Origin of the sequence: Streptomyces sp. NPDC048606, from assembly GCF_040650855.1 — a bacterium.
Taxonomy (GTDB): domain Bacteria; phylum Actinomycetota; class Actinomycetes; order Streptomycetales; family Streptomycetaceae; genus Streptomyces.
The window spans coordinates 92,375-109,077 of sequence record NZ_JBEZIB010000005.1 but is presented as its reverse complement, the minus strand read 5'-3'; the positions used below and the strand labels follow the sequence as shown (position 1 = coordinate 109,077).

Genomic DNA, 16,703 nt, shown 5'->3' with positions numbered 1-16,703 from the left:
GGTGCCGCTACCCTCGCGGCGGGCGGGCGTGCGGGCGTCAGGAGACGCTCACCGGGACCGGGTGGATCTCGGCCGCGGGGTGTCCGGTCCGCTCGTGGATCCGTCGCACCGCCTCGGCGGAGGGTCCCTCGGACAGACAGTAGACCGTGCCCGAGTCCGGGTCGGCCCAGGCCTGCTTGAAGTGCACGCCCTCCTCGGCCTCGATCGCCAGGTCCGCCCGGTGCGCCTCCATCAGCTGGTCGGCGGTGATGCCCTTCATACCCGTGTGCACATCCATGAAGGTGGCCATCTCGCCACACCTCCTTTCCGTCCACTCCATCGTCCGCCTCGCGGGGGGTTCGGTCGAACGCGGGCGGGGGACCGGCAGGACCGGCCGGAAACCGGCCGTCACGGGCGGTCCGTTCGATCGCCCGGACGGGGTGTACGAGGCCCCACCGGGGCCTTTTCCGTCCGTCGGGGCGGTCATTGCTCCTTCAGGGGGACCCCCCGAACGAAGGACCCCGCGGGCGCGAGGTCCCTTCCCACCCCACCCGGTGATCGCTACCCTACGTGTCGGTAACCAGCCGGGGCGGCCCGCGCGGGCGGGACGGAACGACGGAACAGGGGCGGGGACGGAACGGATGAAGACACGACGAGGCGGTACCGCCGGACCCGACAGACGTTCCTTCCTGACGTACCTCGTCGCCGCCCCGACCCTGGCCCTGGTCACCCGCGCCGGGGCCGACGCGCTCGCCCCGCAGCCGGCCGCGGCCGCCATCCCCTCCCTGCCCGCCATCGCGGACCTGGTGGACCTCGGCGACCTCTTCATCCTGGCCGGCGCCCCCACCTCCGCCCTGCTCGCCCTCGCCGTCGACCCGGACGGCACGATCCGCTTCCGGCTGCCGCGCGAGGAGGTCGGCCAAGGCCTCACCACCGCCGTCGCCATGCTCGTCGCGGAGGAGCTCGACGCACCCCTGCACACCGTCCGCGTGGAACTCGACGACGCCCGCCCCGAGCTGCTGTTCAACCAGCTCACCGGCTCCTCCAACTCCATCCGCTCGCTGTACGGCCCCGTCCGCCAGTGCGCCGCCACCGCCCGCGCCCGCCTCGTCGCGGCCGCCGCCGCGCGGTGGAAGGTCCCCGCCGCGGGCCTCACCACCGCGGCCGGCTCCGTACGGGCACCCGACGGACGCACCGTCGACTACGGCGCCCTCGCCGCGGCCGCCGCGGCGCCGGGACTCCTCGTACCCCCGGCATCGCCGAAGCCCACCGCGCGGCACACCCTGGTCGGCAGGGCCACCGGGCGGGTCGACGCCCGCGCCATGGTCACCGGGGCCCAGCGCTACACGCTCGACCTCGACGTACCGGGCGCCAAGCCCTGCGTGCTGCGCCGTCCGCCCACCCTCGGGGGCACCGTCTCGGCCGTCACCAACCTCGACGCCGTCCGGGCGATGCCCGGGGTCCTGCACGTGGTGACCGTCCCCACCGGCGTCGCCGTCGTCGCCGAGACCTTCGGCCAGGCCATGGACGCCAAGGCCGCGCTGCGGGTCGACTGGGGCCCCGGCCCCGCCGACCGGCTCTCCGACGCGCAGATCCGCGCGAAGCTGCGCGCCGCCAACCCGGCGCCGCTGCTGCCGCCGCTGCTCACGCCGTACGTGGACGCCGAGTTCGACTTCGCCTTCGTCAGCCACGCCCCGATGGAGACCAACTCCGCCATCGCCGACGTGCGCGAGGACCGGGCCGAGATCTGGTCCGGCCTCAAGTCCCCCATCGTCGCCCGGCAGACCATCGCCGCCGAGCTGGGCCTGCCCGTGGGCGCGGTGAAGGTGCACGTCGTCCAGGCGGGCGGCTCCTTCGGCCGCCGGCTGTTCTTCGACGCGGCCCTGGAGGCGGCCCGGGTCTCGAAGGCCTGCCGCCGTCCCGTGCGCCTGATGTGGACGCGGGTGGACGACACCCGCCACGGCCGGATGCGTCCCGCGACCCACCACCGCATCCGGGCCACCCACCTCCTCGGCGAGGTCCTGAGCTTCGAGCACCGGGTCGCCGCCGCCGAGACCGACTTCCGGCACGGCCTCGGGGAGATCATCACCGCCACCGCCGCGAGCCTGCCGTCGGGCATCGGCAACGCCACCCTCGCCCAGACCCTGTTCCTCACCACCATCAAGTCCCCGTACCACTTCGGGCTCACCACGCAGGCCCTGACCGAGGTGCCGACCGGCATCCCCACCGGGTCCTGGCGTTCGGTGTACTCGGCCAACACCCGGGGCGCCGAGGAGATCGTGGTCGACGAGCTGGCCGCCGCCACCGGCAAGGACCCGTACGCCTTCCGGCGCGCCTTCCTGAAGACGGACGCCCAGCGCGCCGTGCTGGAGAAGGTGGCCGCGGAGGGGCAGTGGGGCAGGGCCATGCCGGCCGGCTGCGCGCAGGGCATCGCCTTCCACGAGGAGTACAAGTCCCGCACCGCCTGCCTGGTGGAGATCGACACCCGCGACCCCGAGCGGGCGCGGGTCACCAAGGCGGTCATCGCCGTCGACGTGGGCCTGCCCGTCAACCCGCGCGGGCTGGAGGCCCAGATGATCGGCGGTCTCATGGACGCGATCTCCACGACCCTGCGGGCCGGGCTGCACCTGGACAAGGGGCTCCCGCTGGAGGGGAGTTACAGCCAGTTCCACTGGGCGCAGCAGCGGGACACCCCGCGTGACGTACGGGTCTTCGTGCTCCCGGCCACCGGCACCGAGCCGGGCGGGGCGGGCGAGCTGGGGGTGCCGGCCGCCGTCGGGGCCATCGCCAACGCCTGGGCCCGGGCCACCGGTTCCAGGCCCCGCAGCTTCCCCCTGGACTTCGACGTCGACTTCACCCCCTACCCGCGCTGATCCCGCCCGCCCGCCCGCCCGCGCGCGACCCCGACCCCCGAACCTGGAGCATCGCCGTGCCCTCGCACACCTTCTTCGTCAACGGGGAGAGCGTCACCGTCGACGCCCCCGACAACCTGCCGCTGCTGTGGGTCCTGCGGGACATGCTGGGCGTCACCGGACCCAAGTACGGGTGCGGGGTCGACGTCTGCAAGGCCTGCACCAGCCACCTCGACGGGGCCGACATCCGCCCCTGCGTGGTGCCCGTCTCCGCCTGCGCGGGCAAGCGGGTCACCACCATCGAGGGGCTCGCGGACGGCGACCGGCTGCACCCGGTGCAGGAGGCCTGGCTGGAGCAGGACGTCTCCCAGTGCGGGTTCTGCCAGCCGGGGCAGATCATGGCCGCCGTCGCGCTGCTGCGGCGGACGAGCGAGCCGACGGACGAGGACATCGACGCCATCGCCAACATCTGCCGCTGCGGGACCTACTTCCGCATCCGCGAGGCCATCCGCGACGCGGCCGCCCGCATGTGACGGCCGTGTCGCTCCCGTGCCCGCCCGCCCGCCCGGCCGGGCAGGCGGGCAGGCGCGGTGCGGTCAGGTCAGCAGCTTCTGCTTGGCCTGCTGGAACTCCGCCTCGCTCAGGTCGCCCTTGGCCTTGAGTTCGGAGAGGCGGGCGAGTTCGTCCGCGGTGCTCTTGCCCGAGGTTCCGGCGGCCTCCCGGATGTAGGTGTTGAAGGCCTCCTGCTGTTCCTGCGCGTGCTTGATCTCGCGCCTGCCCATGTTCTTGCCGCGTGCGATGACGTACACGAGGACGCCCAGGAAGGGGATCAACAGCAGGAACAGCAGCCACGCGGCCTTCACCCAGCCGTTCATCTCGTGGTCGCGGAAGAGGTCCACGATGATCCGGAACAGCAGGATCAGCCACATGACCCACAGGAAGATCCACATCACGGTCCAGAACGCGCCCAGCACCGGATAGTCGTAAGCCAGGTAGGCGGATCGGTCCACGGCGGTGCTCCTTCGTTCGGGCGACCGTCGCGCCCCTTGTGCGCGGCGGCCGACGTGATCACCATCCCAGCGGGCATACAAGATCGCCACTGGGCCGGACGGGCGCACTCAATACCGGCGAAACCGTAATGAATGGTTGATCATGCCTGAATGAGGCGTATCAACGCGAAACGTGTGCTGGTCGGCGAACCTCTGGACACCGCGCGCCTGGGCGAGACCCTGCTGCCCAAGCGGCTGGCCCTCCCCATCTTCTGCAGCGACCCGCTCTCCTCCGTGGCCTACGCCACCGAGGAGATCCTGCTGATCCTGGCCCTCGGCGGGGTCGCGCTGCTCCACCTCGCCTGGTACGCGGCCGCGGCCATCGTCTTCCTCCTCGTGGTCGTCATCGCCTCCTACCGGCAGACCTGCCACGCCTACCCCGGTGGCGGCGGTGCCTACGTCGTCAGCGCGGAGAACCTCGGGCCCACCGCCGCCCTCACCGCGGCCAGCGCCCTCCTCGTCGACTACGTCATGACCGTCGCCGTGTCGGTGGTGTCCGGGGTCGCCGCGATCACCTCCGCGATGCCCTCCCTGAGCGAGCACCAAGTCGCCCTGTCCGTGGCCTTCGTGGTCCTCCTGACGCTGATGAACCTGCGCGGCGTCCGCGAGTCGGGCCGCGTCTTCGCGGTTCCCACCTACGGGTTCGTGCTCGTCATCTACGTCATGTTCGCCGTCGCCGCCGTGCGCCTCGCCACCGGCGAGACCATCCGGGCCGAGTCCGCGGAGCTCCCCATCACCGCCACCGGCGTCTACACCGGCATCGCCGTGGTCTTCCTCGCCCTGCGCGCCTTCGCCTCCGGCTGCACGGCCCTGACGGGCGTCGAGGCCATCAGCAACGGCGTCCCCGCCTTCGAGAAGCCCAAGGCCAGGAACGCCGCGAACACGCTGGCCGCGATGGGCGTGCTGTCCGTGACGATGTTCAGCGGCATCACCGTCCTCGCCATGGTCTACCGGGTGCACGTCGCGGCCGATCCGACCGAACTGGGGCTGCCCCCCGACACCCCGATGTCCACCGCCCTCGCCCAGATCGGCCGGGCCACCTTCGGCAGCTGGCACTTCCTCTTCTACCTGCTCCAGGCCGCCACCGCGGGCGTCCTCATCCTCGCCGCGAACACCGCCTTCAACGGCTTCCCCATGCTCGCCTCGATCCTGGCCAAGGACCGCTACGCGCCGCGCCAGCTGTTCAACCGCGGGGACCGCCTCGTCTACTCCAACGGCGTCATCCTGCTCGCCCTGGCCGCCATCGCCCTGATCGTCGCCTTCGACGCCCAGCTGACCCGCCTCATCCAGCTCTACATCATCGGCGTCTTCGTCTCCTTCACCCTCTCCCAGTCCGGCATGGTCCGGCACTGGCGGCGCGCCCTCGCCTCGCCCGCCACCCCGCGCGCGGAACGCGTCCACATCCACCGCCGGCTCGCCATCAACGCCGTCGGCGCCTGCATGACCGCCGTGGTCCTGGTCATCGTCCTCATCACCAAGTTCACGCACGGCGCCTGGCTGGTCGTCATCGCCATGCCGGCGCTGTTCCTCGGCATGAAGGGCGTACGGCGCCACTACGACCAGGTCGCCCGGCAGGTCGCCGTCGCCCCCGGGGTCCGCCCGCGCCGACCCGCCCGCCACCACGTCGTCGTCCTCGTGGCCTCCGTCCACGCCCCCACCCTCAAGGCACTCGGCTACGCGCAGGGGTTGCGCCCCGACACGCTCACCGCGCTCTCCGTCGCGGCCGACGAGCAGGAGGCCGCACGGCTGCGGGAGGCCTGGGCGGAACACGACCCGGGGCTCCCGCTCAAGGTGCTGCACTCGCCCTACCGGGAGGTGGTCGCCCCGGTGCTCGCGTACGTGGAGGAGCAGGCGGCGGCCGAGGGCACGGACGTCCTGTCGGTGGTGATCCCCGAGTACGTGGTCGGCCACTGGTGGGAGCAGCCCCTGCACAACCAGAACGCGCTCCGGCTCAAGGCGCGGCTGCTGTTCACCCCGGGCGTCGCGGTGATCGACGTCCCGTACCTGCTGGAGTCCGCGCGCCACCCCGGGCCCGAGGAGCCCGCGCGGACGGCGACGGACGCGCCGCCCTCCGCGTAACCGGCGGCCCCGGTACCCCCCTCGCGCGTGGCCGGTCCGCGCGGGGCCCCGCGCGCGCGTCGGTTAGCGTGTCCCTGACTACTGCGGGTGCAGTAGTCAGGGACACGCGCCTCCTCACACCCCAGGGATCCGTCATGCGCCAGAACCCCGAGCGCCGCGCCGCGCTCCTCGACGCCGCCATCGAGGTCCTGGCCCGCGAGGGCTCGCGCGGCCTGACGCTGCGCGCCGTGGACGCCGAGGCGGCGGTGCCGACGGGAACCGCCTCCAACTACTTCGCCCACCGGGGCCAGCTCCTCGTGCAGATCCTGCACCGCACCCGCGAACGGCTCGCCCCGAAGGCGGAGGACCTCGCCGGCCCGCTCGACACCAAGGTGCTGCTCGGCAGGCTCATGGAGCGGATGCGGCGCGAACGCAGCGTGCACGTCGCCATGCTGGAGCTGCGCCTGGAGGCCACGCGACGGCCCGAGATCCAGGAGGAGATGGCCCGGTTCCAGGCTCTGGAGCTGGAGGCGAACGTCACCTGGCACCTGGACGCCGGCCTGCCGGGGGACCGGGACGGGGTCGTCCTGCTCTACTTCGCGATGCTCGGCATGATCGTGGACGACCTCACGGTGCCCGCCCTGCTCGAAGCCCATCCCGTCGACCATCTCCTGGAGGTGATGGTCGAACGCCTTCTTCCGGAGCGACCCACCGGATGATCAGAAACGATCGGGTTCCGGCCAAGCTGTCACGTGCTACCGCGCATGTTCCAGCGGAAAATGCCAGAACGCCTTTTCGCAGTGTGGAAGTTGAGTAAGTTCCCTCCTGTCGCGCCGTACGACCGTGCACCCCGCACGTCCGGCCGGGAGGGGAGCCCGCGTGCCCGGGATCGACGAATGCCTGCTCGAAGCCATGGCCCTGCCTGGTGCGCGCGGGGCCGCGCTGGTCGACTGGAGCAGCGGACTGGCCCTCGGCACCGCCGGGGACTCGCCCGTGGGCGACCACGAGACCACGGCCGCCGAGACGGCCGAACTGGCGCGGGCGGCGGCCGAGTACGAGTCGTTCGCCCCGGCGGCGGACGGATCCGGGGCCGGTGACGGCCCGGCCTCCGCCGGACCTCCCGTCGAGGACCTGATCGTCACCACCCGCACCGGCTACCACGTGCTCCGATTCGTCGAGACCAGCTTCGACAGCAGCGTCTTCCTCCACCTGTGGCTGGACCGGACCGACGGCAACCTCGCCCTCGCCCGACTCAGACTCCGCGCACTGGCCGAAGGGCTGGTGCTCAGGTGACCGCCTCCGCCACCATAGCCGTCTCGCCCCTGCTGACCCGGCTCGCCGCCGAACGCGCCACCGGCGCCCTGCTCCGCGACCGGGGCACCCTCTTCCTGGAGGACGGTCGCATCGTCCACGCGGAGAGCCCCGCCACCCCGGGACTGGACGTACTGCTCACCACCGGCGGGGGCCTCGCCCCCGAACGCTGGAACGAGGCGGTGAACGAGGCGGGGGCCCGCCGCCAGGTGGCCCGCTTCCTGGTGGACAGCGGCGGGCTCGCCGGGGGCGAACTGGAGATCTGCCACCTCGCCGCGATCTTCGACGCCGCCTTCTTCGCCCTCTCGCCGGGTTCCGGCCCCTCCCGGTTCCGCCGGGGGGCCACCCACTGGATCGGCTCCGTACGCTCGGTCCCGGCGGACGCCGTCGAACGCGAGACCCGCCGCCGCCGGGAGCTGCTGGACGCGGTCTGGCCCTACCCCCGGCTCGACACCTCGCCCGTGGTGCCCCGGCAGGCCGCCCCCGGGCAGACGATCACCGCCCGGCAGCGGAACCTGCTGGGCCAGGCCGACGGGGTACGGACCCCCGCCGACCTCGCCTGGGTCCTGGGCCGCCCCGCCTTCCACACCCTGCTCGACGTGCGCAGACTCGCCGCCGCCGGGCTGGTCGAGACCCCGCACGCCCCGCCGGCCCCGGTGCCGGTCCCCCCGGTGCCCGACTGGTTGGCGCACGCCCAACCCCCGGACGTGGCACTGCTCCGCCGGCTACGCGACGCACTGGAGGCAAGTCTGTGAGGCTCCCGCTGCGACCGGCCCTGTTCGCCGACCGTTCCGAGCGGAGGCAGCCCGAAGGGAGAAAGGCCGACATGACCACGGCGATGGTGCCCGCCGAGGCGGAAGCCGAGATACTCGCCGAGCTCCGGCGACTGCGGGCCCGCGTCCCCCAGCTCACCGGGGCCCTGGCCGCGAGCGCCGACGGCCTCGTGCTCGCCCAGGACAGCGCCGCCACCGAGGCCGAGACCGTCGCCGCCCTGACCGCCGCCGCCCTCGGCGTCGCCCAGCGGCTCAGCGACAGCACCGGCCAGGGCGGCTTCCGCGAACTGCTGGTGCGCGGCGAGGACGGCTACGTCGCCACGTACGCGGCGGGCGACACGGCGGTGCTCACCCTGATCGCGGGCCCCCGCGTCAACGTGGGCCGCCTCCACCTGGAGGCGCGGCGCTCCAGCACGCACATAGCCGAGCTGATCGAACACAGCCTGGGGCGCCGCGGCCCCCAGGGCCCCGCGCGGCCCCCGGCCCTTCCGCCGGCGCCCCCGCGCCCCCCGGCGCTGCCCGCGCCCTGAGCCCGTACTTACCGGATCGCAAACGGAATCACATCAGCACATCCCACCCACGTGAATCGTGACAACCCCGACAGAAGAAAGAGGAACACCCCATGGCCAACGTGGAGACCGCACTCAAGGACGCCATGACCACCATCGAGGGCGCGATCGGCGCGGCCCTGGTGGACTACGGCAGCGGCATGGCGCTCGGCACCGTCGGCGGCGGCAAGGACCTCGACCTCGGGGTGGCCGCGGCGGGCAACACCGACGTGGTCCGGGCCAAGGTCCGCACGATGGACCTGCTCGGCCTGAACGACGAGATCGAGGACATCCTGATCACGCTCGGTACCCAGTACCACCTGATCCGGCTGATGAAGGGAAGGGGGGCCAACGGCCACTTCTTCCTCTACCTCGCGCTGGACCGCGGGCGCGCCAACCTGGCCATGGCCCGCCACCAGCTGAAGCGCATCGAGGGCGAGCTGGAGATCTGAGAGCGGCCCGGACGAGGGCCGTGACGGCGCGGTGGCGGGCGGCTGAAATCTTTGCCGTCCGCCCCGGCGGCCTCAGTGATATGTCCGAGGATGGGCGGACTTTATGATCCCGTTACAGAGTAGGATGCTGTAATCAGCTGATCATTACGCCATCGACAGAGCAAAAACGCTGGAGAACCCGCCACCCATGCCCCCGCGCCTGAGCATCGTCGTACCTGTCTACAACGTCGAGCTCTATCTCGACGAGTGCCTGGAGTCCATAGCGGCGCAGACGTTCGACGACTTCGAGGTCGTGATCGTCGACGACGGATCCACGGACAACAGCGCGGAGATCGCGAAGGCCTTCGCGGAGCGTGACAAGCGCTTCAGGCTGGTCCTCCAGAAGAACGCCGGCCTCGGTGCCGCCCGGAACGTCGGCTTCCGGCATGCCGACGAGGGCAGCGAGTACGTCGCCTTCGTCGACAGCGACGACACCATGCCGCCCTACGCGTACGAGCGTCTGATCGGCGCCCTCGACGAGACCGGCTCCGACTTCGCGGCCGGCAACGTCAAGCGCTTCCGCTCCGTCGGCATGCAGCAGTCCTGGGGCCACCGCGTCGCATTCGCGAAGACGCAGCTCAAGACCCACATCTCCAGGTTCCCGGCGCTGGTCACCGACCGCACCGCGTGGAACAAGGTCTACCGCCGCGGCTTCTGGGAAGAGCACGACTTCCGCTACCCGGAGGGCATCCTCTACGAGGACGCCCCCGTCAGCATCCCCGCCCACTACTTCGCCAAGAGCGTCGACGTCATCGGCGACGTCGTCTACCACTGGCGGGTCCGCGAGACCGGCGAGCGCTCGATCACCCAGCGCTCCACCGACCCGGTCTCCGTCGTCGACCGCGTCACCTCCGTCCGCCTGGTCCGCGAGGCGCTCCTCGGCAAGCCCGGCGAGAAGTACGCCCGCTACCTGCGCGACTACGACCGCAACGTGCTGAACGAAGAGCTCCCGCTCATCTACAAGTACGTCCCCGAGGGCGGCCCCGACTTCCGCGCCGCCTTCGTCAAGGAGGTCGGCGGCCTGATCCGCGAGATCGGCACCGACCCCTGGAACGACCTCACCGTCGCCGACCGACTCAAGGCCTACCTGGCGCGCGAGGGCCGCGTCGAGGAGTTCATCGGCCTCCTGCACCACCAGCGCGACTTCAGCTACAGCGTGCCCGTCAAGGGCCTCGCCCGACCGCAGGCCGACTACCCCTTCCTGAAGGCGCCGGTCCCCGCCAAGCTCCTCACCCTCGGCCCGCGCGAGCGCCGCGTGGTCAGCCGCCTGGAACAGGCCGCCTGGAGCGACGGCAAGCTGCTGCTGCGCGGCTACGCCCTGCCCGGCCACATGGGCGCCGAGAGCCGCCTCGGCTCCCGCAAGATGCTGATCTTCCGCGAGCAGGGCAAGCGCCGCCGCACCGTCGTCAGCACCCGCACCGTCGCCTCCCCGATGGCCACCGTCCACGCCCCGCACCTGGCGCTCAAGCACGCCGACTGGGCCGGCTTCACCGCCGTCGTCGACCCCACCGTCTTCCAGTCGGGCGGCAAGTGGCGCGACGGCATATGGTCGACCTCCGTCGCCGTCACCGGTGCCGGAGGCCTGCACCGGGCCCGCCTCAAGGGCGGCGAGCACGACAGCGGACTGACCCCGCCCGCCTACTGGGCCACCCCCGACGTCCGCATCCTGCCGACCGTCTCCAACACGCTGACCGTCCACGTCGAGGTCGTCCGCGCCCGCGTCCTGGACGTCCGGCCCGTCGGCGACGACGCCCTGGAACTCACCGGCGAACTGGCCGCCGAGGTCGGGGACGGCGCCACCCTGCGCCTCGCGCACTCCGGCACCGGCACCGCCTTGGACCTCCCGCTGCGCACCACCGGCGCCCCCGCCGCCGGCCGCGTCCCCTTCGGCGTCGTCGTCCCGCTCGCCGACCTGGCCGCCGTGCCGCGGCCCGCCGCGGCGGGGGAGTGGACCCCCGAGCCGTGGAACCTCTCCGTGGTCCGCGCCGACGGCACCCGCCACCCCCTCGCCCACGACGAGCGCGGCGGCTTCACCGGCCTCGTGGCCCCCGTCCCCGGCGACGAGACCGGCCGCGTCGTCTTCGCCAAGCGCGGCATGAGCGGCCACCTCGTCCTGTCGGTGCAGCCCACGCCGCCGCTCGTCGACGAGGTCGTCACCCGCGACGGCACCCTGACCCTGCGCGGCACCCTGCGCCTGCCCGCCGCCGAGGCCGGCGAGGCGTACGAGCTCGTCCTGCACAACCACCACGGCACCGAGTTCGGCTACCCGATCACCCGCGACGGCGACCGCTTCGAGGCCGCCTTCGAGCCCGTGCTCCCCGAGCCGTACGCCGGCCGCACCACCCTCCCGCAGGGCCGCTGGTGGCCCACGGTCCGCCCGGTGCGCGACGGCGGCACCACCGCCGGGCTGCTCGGCGTCGACCGCGGCGCCCCCGTCCAGCTCCTCCAGCCGGCCCTCTTCTCCGGCCCGCACTCCCTCACCGTGTTGGGCCGCCGCATGCGCGTCGAGGCCCGCCTGCACGACCGCATGGCACTGGTCTGCGACCCGCTGCTCAGCCCGCACGACCGCTCCCGCTACGCCCAGCGCGTCGCCCGCGACGTGACCTACCCGGCGCAGCGCGCCCTGCCGGTCAAGGACATGGTCGTCTACGACACCTTCCAGGGCGACGGCGCCGGCGACTCGCCCCGCGCCGTGCACGAGGAACTGCTGCGGCGCGGCGAGAAGCTCGAACACGTCTGGCTCGTCCGCGACGGCCGCGCCGAGGTCCCGTCGACCGCGCGCGCCGTCCAGTACGGCAGCCTGGAGGCCTGGGACGTCCTGGCCCGCGCCCGGTACTACGTCACCAACGACAGCGTGCCCCTCACCTTCCGCCGCCGCCCCGGCCAGACCGTCGTCCAGACCTGGCACGGCACCCCGCTGAAGCAGATCGGCCACGACTTCAACCACGACTACTACACGAGCCCCGAGGTCCTGGAGGCCCTGGAGCACGACAGTGCCCAGTGGACGCTGCTCGCCTCCCCGGGCAGCTGGGCCACCCCCGTCCTGCGGCGGGCCCTCGGCTACCGGGGCGAGGTCGTCGAGTCCGGCAGCCCGCGCGCCGACGCGCTGGTGCGCCCCGACGCCGACCGGATCGCCGAGGTCCGCCGCCGTCTGGGCCTGCCCGAGGGCAAGAAGGTCGTCCTCTACCTGCCGACCTGGCGCGAGAACCGGCTGGGCTGGACCGGTGGCTACAAGCTCGACCTGCGCATCGACCTGGAAGAGGCCCGCCGCGCGCTCGGCGAGGACCACGTCCTGCTGGTGCGCGCCCACCACAAGGTCACCGAGCAGGTGCGCGACGGCGTGCGCGACGGGTTCGTCGTCGACGTCTCGCGCTGGCCGGACACCACCGACCTGCTGCTCGTGGCCGACGTGCTGATCTCGGACTACTCCTCCGCGATCTTCGACTTCGCGCTGACCGACCGGCCGATCCTGCTGTTCGCCTACGACCTGGAGCACTACCGCGACACCCTGCGCGGCTTCACCTTCGACCTGGAGGAGAAGGCCCCCGGCCCGCTGTTGCGGGACTCGGCGAGCCTGATCGAGGCCGTACGCGACGCCGACGCGGTCGGCGCCGAGTACGCGGCCGCCCGCGCCGCCTTCCGTGCCGAGTTCTGCGACCTGGACGACGGCCGCGCGGCCGCGCGCGTCGTCGACCGGATGCTCGGCGCGTAGGGCCTGTCGGCGAACTCCCGCGGGTGAATCCGGCGGCGGCCCCGCGTCCACCGATGACTTCCGGGCGCGGGAGCCGTCTCCCCGAGGGGGACGGCGCGGGGCCGTCCCTCACCGCGACGTGGCGGCCATGCGCCGCCGGCCGGCCGACGCGGGCGCCCGAGGGCGCTCGCCGGCTCAGGCCTCCCCGGCCGCGAGGCGGCCCAGCAGCGCCGGCAGGGCCGTGCCGATCGGCTCGCGGACGACCTCGTCGGCCAGGGAGTCGTACGGGGTCTCCTCCGCGTTCACGATGATCAGCCGGGCCCCCGCCTCGGCCGCCATGCCGGCGAGCGAGGCGGCCGGCTGGACCTGGAGGGTGCTGCCGACCGCGATGAACACCGAGCAGCCCTTGGCCACGGCCACCGCCTGCGCCAACACCTGGGGGTCGAGGCGCTGCCCGAACATGACCGTGGCCGTCTTCAGGATGCCGCCGCACGACAGACAGGCCGGGTCGGGGTCCCCCGCGGCCAGGCGGGCCAGCGCCTCGTCCATTCCCGAGCGGGCGTCGCAGGCCGTGCACACCACCGACCGGGCCGTGCCGTGCAGCTCGAACACCTTGCGCGCGGGCATCCCGGCGAGCTGGTGCAGACCGTCCACGTTCTGCGTGATCACCCGTACCGGGGTGCCGCCGCGCTCCAGCTCGGCCACCGCCAGGTGGGCGGCGTTCGGCCGGGCCGACAGCGCCGCGAGCTCGGCGCGCATGCGCCAGGACCGGCGGCGCACCTCCGGATCGGACATGTAGTACGCGTACGTCACGAGCTTCTCGGCGTCGGGCTCCCGACGCCACAGTCCCGCCGGTCCGCGGTAGTCCGGGATCCCGGAATCGGTGGACAGTCCGGCTCCGCTGAACACGGCGACAAGTGGCTTCCCCATGCGGGCGACCCTACGCAGCGGGGACGACCGACCGCGACCGCATTGTTCCCGCACCGCCCACCTCCGCCGAAGGGTCGTTTCTGCGGTGAATCCGGACCTCCACCGGAGTGAGCCCACGTCGCGCCCCCCACGGCCGGCCCGGCCGGGACCGCTAGAAACCGGACATGTACTCCTCTTCCCGCCGCCCGGGCGCCCCGCTGCTCGCCGTGACCGCCCTCGCCGCCCTGTCCGCGCTGTTCCCGCTGGTCGCCGCCGTCCCGGCGAGCGCGCGGGCCGCGGACCCCGAGCCGCGTCGCTCCGTCCACCACCGGCACACCGCCGACGACATCACCCGCTTCCTGGCCGGGTTCTACGGCACCCACGGCCCGAGGCCGGAGGACCGCAGACTGCGGACCTCCCAGCAGATCAAGGACAAACAGGAAGGAGCCCCGGACCCGGACTTCGACGTCGTGCTGTGCGCCCGGGGCGCGCGTCCCGAGCGGATCGAGGTCGGACCGGCCACGGTGGCCCAGTCCGCGGGGGTCGGCTGGGCCACCGTCACCACCCACTGGGGGGACGGCGTGACGGACACCTTCACCGCCTACGTCCGGCTCGACTCCCGGCCCATCCAGCTCGACGACGTGATCTGCGCGGGCTGAGACGGGGCGCCCCGACGGTGGCCGATCCGCGTCGCCCCCGCGGTGGTCGGCGCGGCGTCGGCCGGCGGTTCTGGTACAACTCGCGGCATGACGGGATTCGAGATCGCCGGCGCGAGCGCCGCCGACATGGAGCTGATGCGCGAATGGGCGGACGCGGAGGGGTGGAACCCGGGCGACGGCGACCGGTTCGCCTTCGCGGTCGCCGACCCGGAGGGGTTCCTCGTCGGCCGGCTCGACGGGGAGCCCGTGGCCTGCATCTCCGCGATCCGCTACGGCACCGGTTTCGGCTTCATCGGCTTCTACATCGCCCGCCCCGACGTGCGCGGCAAGGGGTACGGGATCCGGGTCTGGCGGGCCGGGATGGAGAGGCTGGAGGGTCGGCTCGTCGGCCTGGACGGGGTGGTCGAGCAGCAGGACAACTACCGCAGGTCCGGCTTCCTCCAGGCCTGGAACAACGTCCGCCACGAAGGGGTCCCGAGCCCCGCCGGGGACGGGGACGGGCCGGAGGGGAAGGGCGTGGAGATCGTGGACGCGACCACGCTCCCCTTCGCCCGCCTCGCCGCCTACGACCGCCGCTTCTTCCCCGAGGCCCGCGACGCCTTCCTGTCCGCGTGGACGGCGCTGCCCGGTCGGACGGCCCTCGCCGCCGTCCGGGACGGACGGGTCGAGGGCCTCGGCGTGATCCGGCCGTGCAGCGGCGCCTCGAGGATCGGCCCGCTCTACGCGGACACCCCTGAGGTGGCCGCCGCCCTGCTGCGGCGGCTCTCCGGCCACGCCCCGGGCGGGACGGTCGCGGTGGACGTCCCCGACGCGAACCCGGCCGCCGGCACCCTGATGGCGCGGCTCGGGCTCATCCCCACCTTCGAGGCCGCCCGGATGTACACGGGCCCGGCCCCGCGGGTGGACCTCCCCGGGATGTACGGGGTCGCGAGTCTCGAACTCGGCTGACCCGGCCCCGTCGGCCGGGGCGCTGCGGCGCCCGCGAAGTCCGCGTGGTCCGGGACCCGGTGGCGGTCGCACGACGCCGCCCGGTCCCGGACCCGCGCGGGCCGGGCCTGCGCCCCGGCCGCCGTTCCCGGCCCCGCCCCGGTCGCTCAGATGCCGAACAGCACGCCGGAGCTGCTGCGCAGGCCGCACGGGTTGCCGAAGGTGTGCGACCAGCTCAGCCGGCGCCCCTGCCAGACCCCGTCCGTGGTGACGGTGACCGGGTTCCACTCGCGGGTACACGCCGCGTTCTGTCGGGGGGCGACGAGGGGCTCCAAGGACGCCCCGTTGGCGCGCAGTTCGGCGCAGGCGGCGGCCGGGGCGGGGTGGGTGCCGCCCGGCTTGGGGGCGCACACCAGCGTCACGGCGCGCAGGACGGTGCCCTCGACGGCGTTCTCACCGGCCGTCACGCTCACCACGAGCGCGGACGGCGCGTACAGGCTCCCCGTACCGGACGGGGCCGCGTCTGCCACCCCGCTCCCGACCAGCGCGGTGAGGGCGGTGAGCGCCATGGCGCCGGCGACCGGCCCCAGACTCCTGGTGATGGACCGCATTTCGAACACTCCTCGGCTCGGTGTTTCGGATAACGGACGGGAGTCTTGCGGATCCGGAGCGTGAACGCCCGTTCGTACCGCTGTTTCTCGTCACCGATCGTGAGTGCGTGACCGCAGTCCGCAGCCGTGGGCGCGCCGTGACCTGTGGGGGAACAGCCGGCCGAATCGGCCGAACACCTCCCCCGCGACCCTTGGACACGGGGCGGGTGGGGCGTACGGGAACCCGGCCCGGGGCGCGCGGGGGCGCGTCCGGGCCGGGTCCGGGGCCGGCTGTGGGGCCGGCTGTGGGGCCGGTGGGTCAGCGGGTGGCGGCGGTCCGGGGCGCGTAGAGGTCGAGGAGGCGGGTGCGGGTCTGCTGGAGGCGGACCGCGAGGACGCGGCCGACCCAGTGGCCCAGGGCGGAGCCGAAGGCGGGGTCGGCGTCCATCAGCATCCGGACGGCCGTCGCGTCGAAGGCGTAGGCCCTCACCGGCGTCATCGCCTCCGCGCTCAGCTGCCAGACGTAGGGCGGGAACAGCCACGACCAGCCCACGAGCTCCCCGGGCCCGAGGCTCTCCACCGGGGCGGAGCGGGTCCCCGGTACCGGGATCTCCAGGGTCACCGTGCCCGAGCGCACGATCCAGAACGTGTCCGCCCGGGCGCCCTCGTCGAAGATCCGCGTCCCCTCGGGGAAATTGACCTCATGGGCGTGGGACATCAGGCGTCCGCGGTGCTCGGCGGAGAGCACGGCGGCCACGCGGATGGGGGAAGGTGTGCTCACGACAGCCTCCGATCACGACCCCCCGGAACTGCTGCTTCCCCCAGTGTCGCCGAACGACGCGCGAACGTGGCACTCCGCGCCCCAG

Annotated in this window: 16 protein-coding genes; 11 read left to right on the top strand and 5 right to left on the bottom strand. The window is 73.3% G+C overall.

Annotation, left to right across the window (positions count from 1 at the left end; all coding sequences use genetic code 11):
- Positions 1-37: 37 nt before the first annotated feature.
- On the bottom strand, positions 38-289 hold the full coding sequence (locus AB0D01_RS07605) for an SCO4226 family nickel-binding protein (RefSeq protein WP_363054130.1): 252 nt from the start codon (positions 287-289) through the stop codon (positions 38-40).
- Positions 290-620: 331 nt separating this feature from the next.
- On the opposite strand from AB0D01_RS07605, the gene AB0D01_RS07600 reads away from it, so the two are divergent.
- Positions 621-2,852 (top strand): molybdopterin cofactor-binding domain-containing protein, encoded by a 2,232-nt coding sequence (locus AB0D01_RS07600; RefSeq protein ID WP_363054129.1) that lies wholly within the window; start codon positions 621-623, stop codon positions 2,850-2,852.
- Positions 2,853-2,908: 56 nt separating this feature from the next.
- A complete protein-coding gene (locus tag AB0D01_RS07595) occupies positions 2,909-3,364 on the top strand; it encodes a (2Fe-2S)-binding protein (RefSeq protein ID WP_363054128.1) in 456 nt (151 codons plus the stop codon).
- Positions 3,365-3,427: 63 nt separating this feature from the next.
- On the opposite strand, the gene AB0D01_RS07590 is transcribed toward AB0D01_RS07595, so the two are convergent.
- Positions 3,428-3,841, bottom strand: coding sequence for an SHOCT domain-containing protein (locus tag AB0D01_RS07590; RefSeq protein WP_363054127.1), 414 nt, complete (start codon positions 3,839-3,841; stop codon positions 3,428-3,430).
- A gap of 150 nt (positions 3,842-3,991) precedes the next feature.
- On the opposite strand from AB0D01_RS07590, the gene AB0D01_RS07585 reads away from it, so the two are divergent.
- The 7 genes from AB0D01_RS07585 to AB0D01_RS07555 all read left to right on the top strand — a co-directional run bounded on the left by AB0D01_RS07585 (position 3,992) and on the right by AB0D01_RS07555 (position 12,773).
- On the top strand, positions 3,992-5,959 hold the full coding sequence (locus AB0D01_RS07585; RefSeq protein WP_363054126.1) for an APC family permease: 1,968 nt from the start codon (positions 3,992-3,994) through the stop codon (positions 5,957-5,959).
- Positions 5,960-6,093: 134 nt separating this feature from the next.
- Positions 6,094-6,657, top strand: a complete 564-nt coding sequence (locus AB0D01_RS07580; RefSeq protein ID WP_363054125.1) for a TetR family transcriptional regulator — start codon at positions 6,094-6,096, stop codon at positions 6,655-6,657.
- Positions 6,658-6,817: 160 nt separating this feature from the next.
- Positions 6,818-7,231, top strand: a complete 414-nt coding sequence (locus AB0D01_RS07575; protein WP_363054124.1) for a hypothetical protein — start codon at positions 6,818-6,820, stop codon at positions 7,229-7,231.
- On the top strand, positions 7,228-8,004 hold the full coding sequence (locus AB0D01_RS07570; RefSeq protein WP_363054122.1) for a transcriptional regulator: 777 nt from the start codon (positions 7,228-7,230) through the stop codon (positions 8,002-8,004). Before AB0D01_RS07575 ends, AB0D01_RS07570 begins: the two co-directional genes overlap by 4 nt.
- Before the next feature lie 83 nt (positions 8,005-8,087).
- On the top strand, positions 8,088-8,552 hold the full coding sequence (locus AB0D01_RS07565) for a roadblock/LC7 domain-containing protein (protein WP_363054289.1): 465 nt from the start codon (positions 8,088-8,090) through the stop codon (positions 8,550-8,552).
- A 92-nt stretch (positions 8,553-8,644) separates the two neighbouring features.
- Positions 8,645-9,022, top strand: a complete 378-nt coding sequence (locus AB0D01_RS07560) for a hypothetical protein (RefSeq protein ID WP_363054121.1) — start codon at positions 8,645-8,647, stop codon at positions 9,020-9,022.
- 187 nt (positions 9,023-9,209) lie between these two features.
- Positions 9,210-12,773 (top strand): bifunctional glycosyltransferase family 2 protein/CDP-glycerol:glycerophosphate glycerophosphotransferase, encoded by a 3,564-nt coding sequence (locus tag AB0D01_RS07555; protein WP_363054120.1) that lies wholly within the window; start codon positions 9,210-9,212, stop codon positions 12,771-12,773.
- A gap of 174 nt (positions 12,774-12,947) precedes the next feature.
- Here the strand turns inward: AB0D01_RS07555 and AB0D01_RS07550 are convergent, their stop codons facing one another.
- Positions 12,948-13,682 (bottom strand): Sir2 family NAD-dependent protein deacetylase, encoded by a 735-nt coding sequence (locus AB0D01_RS07550; RefSeq protein WP_363054119.1) that lies wholly within the window; start codon positions 13,680-13,682, stop codon positions 12,948-12,950.
- Between the two features lie 164 nt (positions 13,683-13,846).
- Here AB0D01_RS07550 and AB0D01_RS07545 point away from each other — a divergent pair, with 164 nt between their 5' ends.
- On the top strand, positions 13,847-14,320 hold the full coding sequence (locus tag AB0D01_RS07545; protein WP_363054118.1) for a hypothetical protein: 474 nt from the start codon (positions 13,847-13,849) through the stop codon (positions 14,318-14,320).
- Positions 14,321-14,407: 87 nt separating this feature from the next.
- The gene (locus tag AB0D01_RS07540) at positions 14,408-15,268 is read left to right on the top strand and encodes a GNAT family N-acetyltransferase (protein WP_363054117.1); all 861 of its coding nucleotides are present in this window, start codon (positions 14,408-14,410) and stop codon (positions 15,266-15,268) included.
- Positions 15,269-15,414: 146 nt separating this feature from the next.
- Here AB0D01_RS07540 and AB0D01_RS07535 read toward each other — a convergent pair whose 3' ends face one another.
- Both AB0D01_RS07535 and AB0D01_RS07530 read right to left on the bottom strand, forming a co-directional pair.
- Positions 15,415-15,858: an SSI family serine proteinase inhibitor gene (locus tag AB0D01_RS07535; RefSeq protein ID WP_363054116.1), complete on the bottom strand. Its 444-nt coding sequence runs from the start codon at positions 15,856-15,858 to the stop codon at positions 15,415-15,417.
- Positions 15,859-16,156: 298 nt separating this feature from the next.
- A complete protein-coding gene (locus tag AB0D01_RS07530; RefSeq protein ID WP_363054115.1) occupies positions 16,157-16,618 on the bottom strand; it encodes a cyclic nucleotide-binding domain-containing protein in 462 nt (153 codons plus the stop codon).
- Positions 16,619-16,703: the final 85 nt, after the last annotated feature.